This is a genomic window from Polynucleobacter sp. 80A-SIGWE, assembly GCF_018882295.1.
Taxonomy (GTDB): domain Bacteria; phylum Pseudomonadota; class Gammaproteobacteria; order Burkholderiales; family Burkholderiaceae; genus Polynucleobacter.
This window is the reverse complement of record NZ_JACVOR010000001.1, coordinates 205,795-220,802: the sequence shown is the minus strand read 5'-3', so window position 1 is coordinate 220,802 and position 15,008 is coordinate 205,795. Positions and strand designations below refer to the sequence as shown.

Annotated in this window: 15 protein-coding genes; 12 read left to right on the top strand and 3 right to left on the bottom strand. The window is 45.5% G+C overall.

The features are described 5' to 3' along the window. Positions 1-1,128, bottom strand: coding sequence for a class I SAM-dependent methyltransferase (locus ICN25_RS01135; RefSeq protein ID WP_255536627.1), 1,128 nt, complete (start codon positions 1,126-1,128; stop codon positions 1-3). Between the two features lie 85 nt (positions 1,129-1,213). Here ICN25_RS01135 and ICN25_RS01130 point away from each other — a divergent pair, with 85 nt between their 5' ends. From ICN25_RS01130 to glmS, 5 genes are read left to right on the top strand one after another with little or no spacing between them, the layout of a single operon-like run. Next, positions 1,214-2,035 (top strand): SDR family oxidoreductase, encoded by an 822-nt coding sequence (locus tag ICN25_RS01130; protein WP_370624678.1) that lies wholly within the window; start codon positions 1,214-1,216, stop codon positions 2,033-2,035. A 13-nt stretch (positions 2,036-2,048) separates the two neighbouring features. Further along, a complete protein-coding gene (locus tag ICN25_RS01125; RefSeq protein ID WP_216178660.1) occupies positions 2,049-2,444 on the top strand; it encodes a dihydroneopterin aldolase in 396 nt (131 codons plus the stop codon). Between the two features lie 26 nt (positions 2,445-2,470). Continuing rightward, the gene (ttcA, locus tag ICN25_RS01120; RefSeq protein ID WP_216178659.1) at positions 2,471-3,379 is read left to right on the top strand and encodes a tRNA 2-thiocytidine(32) synthetase TtcA; all 909 of its coding nucleotides are present in this window, start codon (positions 2,471-2,473) and stop codon (positions 3,377-3,379) included. After that, entirely contained in the window at positions 3,376-4,836 is a 1,461-nt protein-coding gene (glmU, locus tag ICN25_RS01115) for a bifunctional UDP-N-acetylglucosamine diphosphorylase/glucosamine-1-phosphate N-acetyltransferase GlmU (RefSeq protein ID WP_216178658.1), read from the top strand. The genes ttcA and glmU overlap by 4 nt, the downstream gene beginning before the upstream one ends. Further along, complete coding sequence (gene glmS / locus ICN25_RS01110; RefSeq protein WP_216178657.1) at positions 4,836-6,668, top strand: glutamine--fructose-6-phosphate transaminase (isomerizing); 1,833 nt, start codon at positions 4,836-4,838, stop codon at positions 6,666-6,668. Before glmU ends, glmS begins: the two co-directional genes overlap by 1 nt. A gap of 6 nt (positions 6,669-6,674) precedes the next feature. Here glmS and ICN25_RS01105 read toward each other — a convergent pair whose 3' ends face one another. Together ICN25_RS01105 and ICN25_RS01100 are read right to left on the bottom strand one after the other, a co-directional pair. Continuing rightward, the gene (locus ICN25_RS01105; protein ID WP_216178656.1) at positions 6,675-7,007 is read right to left on the bottom strand and encodes a hypothetical protein; all 333 of its coding nucleotides are present in this window, start codon (positions 7,005-7,007) and stop codon (positions 6,675-6,677) included. 1 nt (position 7,008) lies between these two features. Next, entirely contained in the window at positions 7,009-7,599 is a 591-nt protein-coding gene (locus ICN25_RS01100; RefSeq protein ID WP_216178655.1) for a TetR/AcrR family transcriptional regulator, read from the bottom strand. 70 nt (positions 7,600-7,669) lie between these two features. Between ICN25_RS01100 and ICN25_RS01095 the strand changes: the two genes are divergently transcribed. The 7 genes from ICN25_RS01095 to ICN25_RS01065 all read left to right on the top strand — a co-directional run bounded on the left by ICN25_RS01095 (position 7,670) and on the right by ICN25_RS01065 (position 15,002). Continuing rightward, positions 7,670-8,044 (top strand): hypothetical protein, encoded by a 375-nt coding sequence (locus ICN25_RS01095; RefSeq protein WP_216178654.1) that lies wholly within the window; start codon positions 7,670-7,672, stop codon positions 8,042-8,044. A 5-nt stretch (positions 8,045-8,049) separates the two neighbouring features. After that, the gene (locus ICN25_RS01090) at positions 8,050-9,927 is read left to right on the top strand and encodes an autotransporter outer membrane beta-barrel domain-containing protein (RefSeq protein ID WP_216178653.1); all 1,878 of its coding nucleotides are present in this window, start codon (positions 8,050-8,052) and stop codon (positions 9,925-9,927) included. 208 nt (positions 9,928-10,135) lie between these two features. Further along, positions 10,136-10,558: a MarR family winged helix-turn-helix transcriptional regulator gene (locus ICN25_RS01085; protein WP_216178652.1), complete on the top strand. Its 423-nt coding sequence runs from the start codon at positions 10,136-10,138 to the stop codon at positions 10,556-10,558. Positions 10,559-10,560: 2 nt separating this feature from the next. Then, entirely contained in the window at positions 10,561-11,118 is a 558-nt protein-coding gene (locus ICN25_RS01080) for a flavodoxin family protein (protein WP_216178651.1), read from the top strand. 30 nt (positions 11,119-11,148) lie between these two features. After that, positions 11,149-12,012, top strand: coding sequence for a pirin family protein (locus tag ICN25_RS01075; protein WP_216178650.1), 864 nt, complete (start codon positions 11,149-11,151; stop codon positions 12,010-12,012). A 145-nt stretch (positions 12,013-12,157) separates the two neighbouring features. After that, positions 12,158-13,693, top strand: a complete 1,536-nt coding sequence (locus tag ICN25_RS01070) for an efflux transporter outer membrane subunit (protein ID WP_216178649.1) — start codon at positions 12,158-12,160, stop codon at positions 13,691-13,693. Continuing rightward, a complete protein-coding gene (locus ICN25_RS01065; RefSeq protein ID WP_255536624.1) occupies positions 13,671-15,002 on the top strand; it encodes an efflux RND transporter periplasmic adaptor subunit in 1,332 nt (443 codons plus the stop codon). Before ICN25_RS01070 ends, ICN25_RS01065 begins: the two co-directional genes overlap by 23 nt. Positions 15,003-15,008: the final 6 nt, after the last annotated feature.

Here is a 15,008-nt window from a genome sequence, read left to right as displayed (position 1 = left end):
TTACAGCCGATTTCTGCCTCGAAGGCCAGGCAAGTCCTCTAAGACATGGTCTGGCAGTACCTCAGATAGTTTCTTTGAAAATGCAAAGACTTTGAAGAGCTCACCCATCTCCGCTTCAGACAATAGTTTTTGCAGCGAGTTCGAAATAGGTAAGAAAGTTTCTGGATTGCTGGGGTCACCAATCTTCAATGCAATATCGCCAATGCCGGCATCTAGTAAATAAGACGCCTGATTGCTGAGATAGACATCATCAACTTCTTCCTCGAGTGCGCTGCGTGCAATCTGTGACCATTCCACATGCGTTGTTAAATCACATAGTCCCGGAAGGTGAAATGGATCTTGAATAGCATGATGGCGATGATGCGCCATGAGTGTGCCCTCTAGGCGTTGTGCATGGTAATACTCGCTCTCCGGAAATCCGTAATCAAAAGTGAGGAAGAGTCCGGTATCGAGATGCTTGGCTACTTGGCGCATCCAAGCATTTGCGGGCGCATGTAATTCAGTAAGGTAGCCTTCAGAAAAGTTTCCGGTGAGTAAGGTCTCTGGAAGCAGTGACTGCTCAACGGGTTGTCCTGCTGACCAAGCAAGCTTGCCATCAATTACAGCGACGCCTTGTTGATACCAAAAGCCATTTTGAAAAATGATGGCGTCACAAGGGATGGCATCAATTACCTCGTTGGCTAGAATGATGCCCTTGAAGTTGCTAGGTAAAGAACTTAACCAATTGCATTGAGTAGATAGGGTTAGTTTCTCGGCCAGTTGTTTGAGGCGCTCATCTTGTCTTTGGGCTAGGTCTGGCGAGATCTCAATGATGTCGTAGCGATCCAGGGAAAACTCAAGATCGTGCAATCTGGTGAGAATGGATTCAGCCAATTTGCCGGTTCCGGCGCCAAACTCCAGAATTTGGGTAGGGAGTCCTTGGGCTTGCAGGCCCTCCAGAATCGGTAAAAGGGTTTCTACGATGGCAGCGCCAAAGAGGGGGGAGAGCTCTGGGGCTGTCGTGAAATCACCGCCAGCACCCAATTTGTGGGCTCCGGCGCTGTAATAACCCATGCCTGGCTCATATAAAGCCATTTCCATATACCTTGAAAAGGGCATCCAGCCGCCATTAGAGGCGATTTCGGCCATTATTTTCTGGCTAAGAAGCTCGGTATGAGCCGTTTCAAGGCTGGTCAAGGTAATATCCATAGCTCGCTAGTCTAAGAGAATTTAAGTGAACTTGAGTTCAAACCTACAACCTCAGCAAAATAAAGCAGTTTTAGTGACCGGCGCTGCCAAGCGTCTTGGCCGAGAAATTGCCTTGGAATTTGCTCGTCAGGGCTGGGATATCGCGATTCATTATGGCCAGTCTGCAGCAGATGCCCAGACTACCGTTGCGGAAATTCAGGGCTTAGGGCGTAAGGCCGTGGCATTTAAGGCTGACCTCGCTAGCGAAGCAGAAATCCATTCTTTGTTTGCCGCAGTTGTTGCTGAGTTTCAAAGTCTCGAGTGTCTCGTGAATAGCGCTTCAATCTTTGAATATGATCGCGCTAATTCAGATGCCCCGCTCAGCAGTAAAAGTTTGCAAGAACATATGCAAGTTAATTTAGCGGCGCCCATCTTGCTATCTCAGTTGATGTTTGACTATCAAAAGAGCCAGACAAAGAAAGCAAGCGAGAGTAATTTATCAATCCCCTCGGTGATTCAGCTGCTCGATCAAAAATTAATTAATCTCAATCCAGATTATTTGTCTTACACATTATCTAAAGCGGCACTGCTTACTTCAGTTGAAGTGCTAGCAGTAGATTTTGCTCCGCACTTGCGGGTGATTGGCTTGGCTCCCGGTATTACGCTGACTTCTGGCGATCAAACTGAATCAGGTTTTACTAAGGCGCATCAGATGACTCCATTAGGTAAGTCATCAACACCAAGTGATATTGCAAAAGCAGCTGTATTTTTAGCTAGCTCAAATGCAATCACTGGTACGACCTTATATGTGGATGGGGGACAACATCTATTGCCATCATCACGCGATGTGATGTTTAAAACAAACTAAAAGTTAAAAATTTATGCACGCTATTCTTTCTCATCCTGCTTTAGTTGATTGCCGCCGCTTATTCCTGCGTGACTATGAAATCTATATTAATATCGGTGTGCATGATTTTGAGAAGAAGGCTGAGCAGCGCGTCATTCTCAATGTTGATCTCTATATTCCATTGAATATGAATACCCCTTCTAAAGACTTATTGGAAGAGGTTGTGGATTACGACTTTATGCGTGAAACCATTAAGGCACGGTCTTCCCAGGGTCATATCCACTTGCAGGAAACCTTCTGTGACGACATCGTGACTGCGATGCTCTTGCATCCGAAGGTCATTGCGGCTCGTGTTAGTACAGCTAAGCCTGATGTCTATCCAGATTGCCACTCTGTTGGCGTTGAAGTATTTCGGATGAAGCAAGTTTAAAGAAAAGCCAGAAAAATTTAGTCGCTATGAGTGATATTCGTAAAGTCGTCTTCGAAGAAAACAAGCTAGAGAAAAAGCTCTGCCGTTTAGTTGGCCAAGCAATTGGCGACTTTGGCATGATCGAAGATGGCGACAAAGTAATGGTTTGTCTGTCAGGTGGTAAAGATAGTTATGCCATGCTCGATATTTTGTTGAAGTTGCGCGAGCGTGCCCCAATTGATTTTGAGATTATTGCTGTCAATTTGAATCAAAAGCAGCCAGGATTTCCAGCGGAGATTTTGCCGAACTATTTAAAAGCTTTGGGCGTTCAGTACCATATTGAAAACCAAGATACCTATAGCATCGTCAAGCGTGTCGTTCCAGAAGGAAAAACGACTTGCGGTCTTTGTTCTCGATTGCGTCGTGGCATTTTGTATCGTGTTGCGGATGAGTTGGGTGCTACCAAGATTGCTTTAGGTCATCACCGTGATGACATCTTAGAAACATTGATGCTAAATATGTTCTTTGCCGGGAAGCTCAAAGGCATGCCACCAAAGCTACGATCTGATGACGGTAAGCATATTGTCATTCGTCCTCTCGCATACGTTCCTGAAAAGTTACTTGAACGTTATGCGGTAGATATGAACTTCCCAATTATTCCGTGCAATCTCTGTGGCAGTCAGCCTAATCTCCAGCGCGGCGCTATGAAAGAGATGCTGCGCGATTGGGAGAAAAAGCACCCAGGGCGCGTCGAGAATCTATTCCGCTCAATGCACCATATCGTGCCATCCCATTTAATGGATGGAGAGGCTTTTGATTTCAAGAATCTCGAGATTTCTACAGAGCTATCGGGCATTGCCGCAAGATCGGCTGGCGACAAAGCGATTGACGAGACAGAAATCGATGAAATAGCCTGCGGAACGCTGATTCAGGGGTCTTATAATCCCTCCTTATGAACATCGTAATTTTGGCTGCTGGGCAGGGAAAGCGGATGAAGTCCGCATTACCCAAGGTTCTCCAAACCTTGGCCGGGAAACCCCTTCTCCAGCACGTTCTCAATACCGCTCTAGATCTACAAGGCAAGAGCGCTAAAACTGGCCCCATCGTTGTTGTTGGTCACGGCGCAGCCGATGTTAAAGAGTTTCTTCAAGTTGCCAGCGAACAAGATTCTCGCTTTGGCAAAGTAGGCACTGCATTGCAGGCTGAGCAAAAAGGAACGGGTCACGCTTTATTACAAGCGCTGCCTAAGTTAGATTTAAATGAACCCACGCTGGTTCTCTATGGCGATGTGCCACTTACAAGTAAAAAGACGCTGTCTAAATTAGCTAAATTGGCTGATGGCGTACGTGGTCAAGATTCCGCTTTAGCGCTTCTGACTCAAAATCTCAGCAATCCAACGGGCTACGGTCGCATTGTGCGCGATATCGACGGCTCCGTAAAAGAGATTGTTGAAGAAAAAGATGCATCGCCAGAGCAAAAGCGTATTCAAGAAATTAATACCGGCATCATGGTGCTGCCAACTAACTCACTTAAGAAATGGTTGAAGTCTTTGCGAGCCAGTAATGCTCAAGGTGAGTACTACCTAACTGATGTCATCGCGATGGCGGTTAAAGATGGTGTGCCCATTCGCACTGCGCAAGCTGATGCTGAATATGAAACTGTTGGCGTTAACAGCCGCGATCAGTTGGCCGCTTTAGAGCGTGTGCATCAACTCAATCAAGCAAATGTATTAATGGATGCCGGTGTTTCATTGGCGGATCCATCGCGCATCGATATCCGTGGAACGCTAGAGTGCGGTACTGATGTCTTTATTGATGTGGGTTGTGTATTTGAAGGTTGCGTTACTTTAGCTGCGGGCACAAAAGTCGGTCCATACTGCATTATTCGCAATAGTGTGATTGGTAAGAATGTCACCATTCACCCATACAGCCATATTGACGGTGCAAAAGTTGGCGCAAGTTCGCTGATTGGACCTTATGCTCGCTTGCGCCCAGGTGCTGACTTAGCGAATGATGTGCACATTGGTAACTTTGTAGAAGTGAAGAACAGTAAGATTGCCGCCAATAGCAAAGCCAATCACTTGGCCTATGTTGGTGATTCCATCGTGGGCTCTAGAGTTAATATCGGCGCGGGTACGATTACTTGTAACTACGATGGTGTCAATAAGCACCAAACCATTATTGAAGATGATGTCTTCATTGGTTCTGATACTCAGTTAGTTGCCCCAGTGCGTGTTGGCCGTGGCGCCACATTGGGTGCGGGCACGACTCTGACTAAAGATGCGCCTCCTAATCAACTTACCGTGTCGCGCGCTAAGCAAATCTCTTTACAGTGGCAACGCCCAGTAAAGAAGGAAAAGAAAGTAGCGACAAAGAAAGTAGCCACCAAAAAATCCGTGAAGGCTAAAAAATAATGTGCGGAATCGTTGGCGCAGCATCGCGTAAGAATATTGTTGAAGTATTGATCGAAGGTCTGCGCCGCCTTGAATATCGCGGTTACGACTCATGTGGTTTTGCCGTAATTAATGGCGATGATGCAAAGCATCCAATTGAGCGTGCTCGTACTACCGCTCGCGTTTCTGAGTTAGCCGAGCAGGGTAAGGATTTTCACGGCACTTTAGGTATTGCTCACACCCGCTGGGCAACGCACGGTAAACCAGACACACAAAATGCACATCCTCATATCTCTGATGGATTGATTGCGGTTGTTCATAACGGCATTATTGAGAACTACGAATCACTGCGTACAGAGTTGAAGTCTGCAGGTTATGTATTTGCATCTGAAACTGATACTGAAGTGATCGCGCATTTAATTCATCAAGCTTATGTAGCAAGCAAGCAGGTTGATTTAGTTGCTTCAGTACGATCTGTATTGCCACGACTACATGGCGCTTATGCGATCGGTGTGATTGCGCAAGATCGTCCGGATGTTTTAGTTGGTGCACGCGTTGGATCACCTTTGGTTGTGGCGCTTGGTGAGAATGAAAACTTCCTCGCTTCTGATGCACTGGCTTTAGCTGGTCGCGCACATTCGATGATGTATCTCGAAGAGGGTGATGTAGCCATTCTGAAGGCTGAAGGCATTGAGATCCTTGATCAAGCCGGTAAATCTGTGCAAAGAGAGCATAAGGCTATGCCTGCACAAGCTGACTCAGTGGATCTAGGTCCTTATCAGCATTACATGCAAAAAGAGATTTTTGAGCAGCCAGGAGCGATCGGCGATACGCTGGCCAATATTGTTAGCTTTGGCCCGGAACTCTTTAATGCGGATCCTGAGCAGTGGAGGAAGTTTGATCAGATTCTGATTCTGGCTTGCGGCACTAGTTACTACTCTGCTTGTGTTGCTAAATACTGGCTAGAAGATTTAGCTGGTATTCCGACGCAGGTTGAGATCGCGAGCGAGTATCGCTATCGCACCACTGTTCCTAACCCGAATACATTAATTGTGGTGGTTTCCCAGTCTGGTGAGACTGCGGATACTTTGGCAGCCTTACGTCATGCCCAGTCTTTGGGTCATCAATACACCCTGGCGATTTGTAACGTTGCAAGTAGCGCCATGGTTCGCGAAACGAATTGGAATTTCTTAACCAAGGCTGGCACTGAGATTGGCGTGGCTTCTACTAAAGCCTTTACGACCCAATTAGTTGCGCTCTATCTGCTAGCTGTTTCATTAGCCAAGCGCGCAGGCAAGGTCAGCCCTGAACAAGAAAAAGAGCTTTTGCGTGACTTGCGCCATTTGCCAAAAGCTTTGCATGCAGTGTTAGCACTTGAGCCTCAGATTATGGCTTGGAGCACTGCATTTGCTAAATGTGAAAATGCTTTGTTCTTGGGTCGTGGAATGCATTACCCAATTGCCCTTGAAGGTGCTCTCAAGTTAAAAGAGATTTCGTATATTCATGCTGAAGCTTATCCAGCAGGTGAGTTAAAGCATGGGCCGCTCGCACTTGTTACTGAGAAGATGCCAGTAGTCACAGTTGCCCCTAACGACGATTTGCTAGAAAAACTCAAGTCCAATATGCAGGAAGTCAAAGCACGTGGCGGTAAGCTGTATGTCTTTGCAGATCAAGATACCGAGATCACTAGTAGTGAAGGCATCAATGTGATTCGTTTGCCTGAGCACTACGGAAAACTTTCCCCAATCCTCCATGTAGTTCCATTACAGCTGCTGGCCTATCACACCGCTTGTGCCCTAGGTACCGATGTCGACAAGCCACGCAACCTCGCAAAGAGCGTTACGGTCGAGTAGTTTGACTCAGTTGCACTTTGTGTATTTTTGCTTCTTAGCGTCCAGAAGATAGCCATCAAATACCAAAAGTGGATCAAACTGCTTTTCACCAAGAATCGCAAACTTAAACCCTTTGGGGCTAGCTTGGTTTGATCCAAACCAAGAATAGGCAGTCATTACGCGACTAGTCTTACCGTTGATCGTTAAATCAACATCAGATGCAGTACCATTTTTTTCAGGATTCACCAGACGGAACTCCACGACCGTTTTGCCGTGGCAATAAACAACGCCTTCAGGCCTCTCAATTGCAAAGGCGGGCAGGGCGATAATCATCAATGCCAGTGCAATAGCGTATTTCATCTTATTTCCTTAGGAGTAGTTTCAAACTTGGTTTGATGGAATCAAGGCAAGCTTGAGCATCCGCATTATTCATGACTGCGTTTCGATAGCCTACATAGTAGAGCGACCAAATACCAAAGCATCTTGCCTGAATGTCATCAAAGCCATCGTATATAAGAGCATCTGAGATGGGTTTGATGATCTGCATGAGCTGTTCAATAATTAAAGACTCATATTTCTCAGACCATTTCCAGCCAAATGCTGCGCCTTCCTTGCGAATACTCTTTAGTGCGATATCTTGTTCATACAGTGTTAGTAAATAGCCCTCAACGAACTTTGAGGCTGAGCCAGTTTTGCTTGCTTTAAATGGTTTAATGCCTTCGATTTGTTTGGCATTTACTTTTAGGATGACTTCGGCCAATAAATCCTGTTTATCAAGCCCTAAGCGATATAGCTGCATTGGGGTTGTATTGGCTGCAGCACTGATTTCGCGCATCCCCACTTGCTCATATCCAGTTTTCTCAAATAGACGATGAGCCACTTTTACAATTGAATCAATCTGCCTTTGAGATTTTTTAGCTTTTTCTTCTAGCTTTTCAATATCTTTTGTCATCGTAGGCTAATAAAACCGGTAAGTTTCTATGTAATAATTATAGGTATTATAGATAACATGTTAACAAATAATGATGATTAGGGCACTATTCGCAGGGCTATTGGTCGCAGTAGGCTTGACCGCTTGCACTACCTACCGTTACGAATACATTGCCCCTGCAACTGAAACAGGTAGAACTTGCGCAACTCAATGCATGACAACCAAGCAAGTTTGTTACAACGCCATGGGTCAGCAGGCGCAGAACAATGCCAATAATTGCCACCAACAAAATAATTACAGCTATCAAGCCTGTGTTAATCGCGCGCAAAGCCATGATGATGTGAAGAAGTGCAATCCTAATCCTCAGTACTGCCCAGCAAATCCGAATTACTGGCAGTGTGATGAATCGTATAGACAGTGTTTTGCTACTTGTGGTGGAACGGTGAACGTATATAAAAACGAGTAAGAAAAATGAAAATCAAAAATCAATTATTAGCTTTAGTTCAAATTTCACTTATCGGAGGTTTGAGTGGATTTTCAAGTCTCAGTCATGCAACTGCCTGTACAGCCAATGCCAGTCCTACCGCTGACTGTTCCGATTTAACGGTAAATACCTCTACCGGATCAATAACCAATAATTACTCCCTAACCGCAACCGGGTCCGGTAGTTTCAATACGACTGGCTCTGGTGTTTTACTCGGTACATTTACCAATAATGCAACAATCAACCCTGGTAGTTCCTTTGGTGTCGCTGTTCAAAGTGGCGCTACTATTTCAAATTTCAATAACACTGGGAATATTTACGGGCTAACTGGTAATTCCATATATATCTCACCCTCCGGAGCTATTACAAACTTAAACAACAGCGGTACTATTCAAAGCACCACAACTAACGCAATACAAAATGCATCTATTCCTGGTGGTGCTAGTGGAACAATCGGTACTTTTATTAATTCAGGTTCTGTAGTTTCAAATACGGGTGCGTATGGATTTCTCAATAGTGGTTCGGTTGGCACTATTACTAACTTAGCTTTAGGTGCTGTCACGGGCTCTGCTCATACTGGTTTCGGTGCTTCTGGTTCAGGCATTGACAATACTGGAACTATCGGAACGTTAAATAGCGCGCAGAATGATTTGTTTTATCGCGCCAAACTACCAAGCAATTACAACGTCATTATTTTTGGTGGCGCAGTAAATTACGGTCAAACTTACTTTGTATTGCCCGCAAATCCTACTTCTGGACCAATGAATTTTGGGGTTTATGCTGGATCGGCTATCACCACGAATTCATATGCCAATGTTTTAGAGAATTTGCCTACTGGCAATATTGGAGCAACTAGGACTGGAACTTACCAAGGTTTAACTTGGACACTAGGCGCAGTGGCGGGCACTGATAATTGGGATTTGACTTTTAGTGGCACCAACACTTCAGCAATGGCTGCTTTAAATCAAACTACGGCTGCTCTTCAAAATGCATTCACCCTTCAAAACACAGTGCTCGTAAATGGCTTTACTTACGATTGCCCAGTGTTTGATAAGAACAATGTTTGCGTATCCGTTGGTGGTCGTTATACAACGGCTAATACCGACTCCGTGAATAGTACTGGCGGACTATTGATTGGTGCATACCGAATGAACAATCAGATTCGTATGGGTGCTTATATCGATCAAAATGTCTCAACCAATTCAACAGGCATTGTGAAGGTTGCTAATGCCAGTCCAATGGTTGGTGTATTTGGCGTTTGGATTGAGCGCTTAGATGGTACGGGTGCGGAAGTTAAAGTTTCTGCTGGCTATGGTCAAAAGAACACAACAATGACTCGTCCAGTTGTTGATGGAACTGAGGCAGGAAGTGGCTCCTCTACGTTGACATCCCAGGGTGCTCAAGCAATTGGTAAGTATGGCTTTGCTGTTGCTGATAAAACCACTGTGTCTCCATATGTAGGGTTGCGGTATTCACAAAATAATATGGGTGGCTACACTGAGGGTAGTTCTGCTGCTGTGACAGCGCCCTTGACTTATGGTGCAGTAAATACAAACGCTACAACTGTTGTTGCTGGTTTGGGTGCCAACTACAAGCTGATGCCGGATGTTGTTTTACTAGCCAGTGCTGGCTTAGAAAATGATCTGAACACTAGTAACGGTAATTACACTGCCACTGGTTTATATGGCTTAAATTCCATCAATTTCAATGCAAGCCCTGTAAGAACTCGCGCTACCGCCACATTGGGTGCTTACTATGATCTAGCTAAGAATCAGCGCCTGGGTATCAATGGCATCTATCGTCAAGAGCCATATCAGGGTGTTACAACCACTTCTGTAATGGCTACATACATGGTTGGTCTGTAGGGCTAATGACTCAACCCTCTGAGCGGGTTTCCCCGCTCAGAATCTAGCTATTACTGTTTAGCATTTTCCTTGGGCGCCCGCCCAGTCAATCCAACAATTTTTCGTAATCCAGACTCTGCGCAATAAGATCCTGTTTTCTGTAGGGTCTTGCAATTAGTACGAACTAGTACTAAACTAGTACGCATACAGACTAAATTGAGGTACTTTGATGAATCACCTATCGCTCGTTAAGGAATTGGTTCAGGCATATCAAGCCTTTGAAGCGTACTCTGGAGCGCATATCAAAGAGATGGGCTTAACAACGACCCAGTTCGATATTGTTGCGACCCTAGGCAATCAGCCTCCGATGACTTGCAAGGAGCTGGGGGATAAGACACTCGTTTCCAAGGGCACCATGACGGGCGTTCTGGAGCGACTGGAGGCCAAAGGCCTCATTGAAAAGTTTATGAATGCCGACGATGGACGTAGCTACAAGATTGGCTTATCGAAGAGCGGTGACAAGTTATTTAAGAAGGTATTTCCAGAGCATGTGGAATATCTAAGCAAAGCTTTCGGGAAGTTAAGTAAAAAAGAAATTGAACAAGTAGTGACAGTTTTAAAAGAAGTTAAATCAATTTTTCAAAGGAAATAATCATGACTAAAGTAGCCGTTGTATTTCATAGTGGATATGGCCACACTGTTAAACAAGCAGAAGCCCTTGCCAAGGGTGCTAATGCCACCTTGGTAGCAATTGATGCCGAAGGTAATATCAGCGATGCGCAGTGGGAAACTCTTAATACTGCTGATGCCATCGTATTTGGTTCGCCAACCTATATGGGTACTGTGAGCTGGCAGTTTAAGAAGTTCGCTGATGCCAGTTCTAAGCAATGGTTTTCACAGCAGTGGAAAGATAAAGTATTTGGTGGTTTCACAAACTCTGCCACGATGAACGGTGATAAGCATTCCACCTTGCATTACTTCTTCACTCTAGCAATGCAGCATTCAGGTATCTGGGTTGGTACTGGTTTAATGCCTTCGAACTCCAAAGCTGCGAAGCGTGATGATGTGAACTATGTTGGCTCTTCTGCTGGTGCGATGATGCAGACTCCTTCAGACGCAAGTGCTGATGAGGTAAATGTGGGCGATTTAGAAACAGCACGCCTCTATGGTGAGCGTATTGCCAAGATTGCCGCTGAACTAAAAGCTAAGTAAGATTTTTATCGGAAAGAAATTGGGGGAATCATGAAAAAACTCATTGGTTTACAAGGAAATGATCGAGGTCACTGGGTGGGCGATGGATTTCCTGTGCGCACCTTGTTCTTCTATCAAGACCTCGGGAAGCAAATGAGTCCCTTCTTGATGCTGGACTATGCAGGTCCAGCAGAGTTTCCCCCAACAACTGAGCGTAAAGGCGTGGGCTCACACCCTCATCGTGGATTTGAAACAGTCACCATTGTTTACGAAGGTGAGGTAGCTCATAAAGATTCAACAGGTCAGGGCGGCACTATTGGTCCTGGAGATGTTCAGTGGATGACTGCCGGCTCCGGCATCTTGCATGAAGAGTTTCATTCTGAAGACTTTGCCAAAAATGGTGGCAATCTAAATATGGTGCAGTTGTGGGTGAATTTGCCAGCAAAACTCAAAATGACTAAGCCTGGTTATCAAGCCATTCTGGATAAACAGATTCCTGCGATTGATTTGAAGAACGGCGCAGGACAAGCGCGCATTATTGCTGGTGAGTTTGATGGCCATACAGGGCCAGCCAACACCTTTACTCCTCTCAATGTGATTGACCTGAAGTTAAAGAAGGGCTCAGCAACTATTCCCGTGCCTGAAGGCTGGAATACTTCCCTAGTTGTGCTGAAGGGTGCCGTTGAGGCTGGTGAGGGCGTGGTCGCCAAAGATGCCCAGATGCTGATGTTTAGTAATCAAGGTCAAGATATTCAAGTGAATGTACTGGAAGACTCGATTGCCTTGCTGCTGAGTGGCGAACCGATTAATGAGCCTATTGTGGGTTATGGCCCATTTGTCATGAATACCAAAGAAGAGATTGCTCAGGCAATGCAGGATTTCAATAGCGGAAGCTTTGGAAAAATTGCCCATTAAAAATTTGACTTGGGTATAAAAAATTCGTTTGACATCTGCACTTAGCTGTGAACAAAATTCATTAGTTAAATCAAGGCTTTACACAGACTGGATTAGAAAAGTATGTTCAAATATCTGCTGTAGAAAAGGAAATTTGTCACAGTACATGTTTGGTTCAAAAGAATTCTTTATTTTGCGTTACCTTCCGTTGTTATCCGCGGGGTTTCTCTCTGCATGTGCTGTTGGTCCCGACTTCAAACAGCCTGATGCTCCTAATACCTCTACCTATACCGAGACTGCGCTTTCTAAAAAACTAGCTACTGCGCCTGGTGTTCCAGGCGGTACCGATCAAGAGTTTGTTGAGGGTGCGGATATTGAGGCTCAGTGGTGGGAATTATTTAAATCTCCAGAGCTTGATGTATTGATCAAAAAAGCTTTGCAGCAAAACCCAAATTTAGGCGCTGCTGATGCTGCCCTACGTGCCAGTCAAGAAAACGTCAGCGCACAAATTGGTGGTCAGTATTTCCCAGCCATTGGTTTAAATGGTGGGGTTACACGTCAGCTCCAACCTTCCGCTATTTATGGCTTGCCTTATGGCTCCGACACCTACAACCTGTATAACGCCTCTGTAAACGTCACCTATAAGCTCGACGTGTTTGGTGGTGCACGTCGTGCGGTTGAAGGCGCAAGAGCTCAGGCAGAGATTGCGCAGTTTCAGTTGGAGGGTGCATACCTTTCCCTAACAGCCAATATTGTGACTAGTGCTGTCCGTGAAGCTGCACTCCGCGCACAAATGCAAGCCACCGAAGAAATTCTGAAAGCGCAAACCAATTTAGCCGAAGTTACTGAAAAGCAATTAGTCATTGGCACAGTCTCAAGAGTAGACGTGACATCACAAAGGACTTTAGTTTCCAACTCGCAAGTAGATTTATTTACTTATGAACGCAATCTTTCGTTTGCGCGCAATCAGTTGGCAGTATTGGTGGGTGAGTTGCCTAGCAATGCCAATATCACCAAGTTTGATTTGAAGTCTTTGCATTTGCCAGAGAAGTTACCACTGTCAGTGCCTTCAAGCCTTGTGCGTCAACGCCCAGATGTCCGTGCAGCAGAAGCGCAGCTCAAGGCAACGAATGCTTTGGTAGGTGTAGCCACCGCTAATTTATTGCCACAATTTAATATTACGGGTGCCATTGGATCTGCGGCACTCACTAGTGCAGCTTTGTTTGGACCGAACGCTACTCTGTGGTCTATTGCTGGCGGCATCTTCCAGCCGTTGTTTCAGGGTGGTCAGTTATTGGCACAACGCCGTGGTGCGATTGCTAATTACGAGCAAGCGGTTTATCAATATCAAGCTACTGTGCTCAAAGCATTTCAAGAAGTGGCAGATTCCTTACGCGCTTTAGAGACTGGTGCCCAAGCATTGAAGTCTGCATCAGACGCAGAGCGTTACGCCTATGAAACTTTAGAGTTAGTGCAGCAGCAATATAAGTTAGGCACTGCAAGTTACTTGGCTGTTCTCTATTATCAAAATCAATATCAAATTGCTAAAGTCAAATCGGTTTCTGCGCAAGCAACTCGATTCTCTGACACGGCAGCATTATTTGCAGCACTAGGCGGCGGCTGGTGGAATCGTACCGGCCCAGCCTTTCAACCAAAAGCCATAGCGAACAAAGATCAAAATGAAACTTCTGGAAACAATTAAAACCAAAGTCACTGCTGCTGCAGTTGCCTTGTGGGCTTGGATGCTTGCGAAGGCAGTTGAGTGGAAACTGCGTGAGAGACTTATTGCGCTGGGGGAAAAAACTAAAGGATTTTGGTTTCGCTTGCGCGAACGCTTCTTGCGCAGTAAGGTCAACGCCAAACTGCAATCGATGACTCCTTTGGGTCGACGCATGACCATTATGTTGTGTGGCGTATTTTTGTTGCTGGGCTTGATCTTTGGGTTTAATCAACTCAAGACTTTCATGATCAAGCACTTCATTGCTGGTATGGGATTGCCCCCTGCAACTGTTTCCACGATGGTAGTAGAGACCACTGCATGGCAGCCTAAGCTCTCCAGCGTTGGTAATGTGCGCGCATTTAGGGGTGTAGATCTCAGCACTGAAATCGGTGGCCTTGTACAAACCGTGCCCATTAAATCTGGCATGGATGTAAAAGAAGGCGACCTACTCATTAAGTTGAATGATGCTTCGGATGTTGCGCAACTGAATTCATTGAAGGCTCAGGCAGATTTGGCTAAAGTCATTAATGAGCGTGATAGACAGCAGTTGGCGATTCAGGCGATTAGTAAGAACGTATTTGATACAAGCAAAGCAGACGCAAAGTCCAAGCAAGCTCAGGTAGAACAGCAAACCGCCTTAGTTGCCAAGAAGAATTTGAAGGCCCCCTTTAGCGGCCGTGTAGGTATCGTGATGATTAACCCTGGTCAGTTTGTTAACCCAGGTGATAAGTTGCTCACCCTTCAAACCTTGGATCCTATTTTTGTAGATTTCAATCTCCCCCAAAGCAATGCTGAGCAGATTAAGGTGGGCCAAGAAATTGTAGTGACGACTGACGCATTCAAAGATGCGAGCTTCACTGGCAAGATCACTGCAGTCAGTCCGAAGGTGGATACCAATACCCGAAATATTCAGATTGAAGCTCAACTAGCTAATCCAGATAAAAAGATTTTGCCGGGTATGTTTGCGAATGTGAATATCAAGCTGGGTGATGAGGTGAAGATGCTGACTTTGCCCCAAACGGCTGTGACTTATAACCCTTACGGTTCGACAATCTTTATTGCCAAGCCAACTGGTAAGAAAGATAAGCAGGGCAAGCCGGCGCTTGAGGCCCAGCAAGTCTTTGTGACTACAGGGCCAACACGTGGCGACCAAGTAGCGATTCTCAAGGGGGTTGAAGAGGGCGCAACAGTGGTTACTAGCGGTCAGCTCAAGCTGAAGAACGGTACACCGCTGATTGTGAACAACAAAGTGTTGCCTTCGAATTCCCCAAACCCGCAGCCACAGGAATAAGTCCTA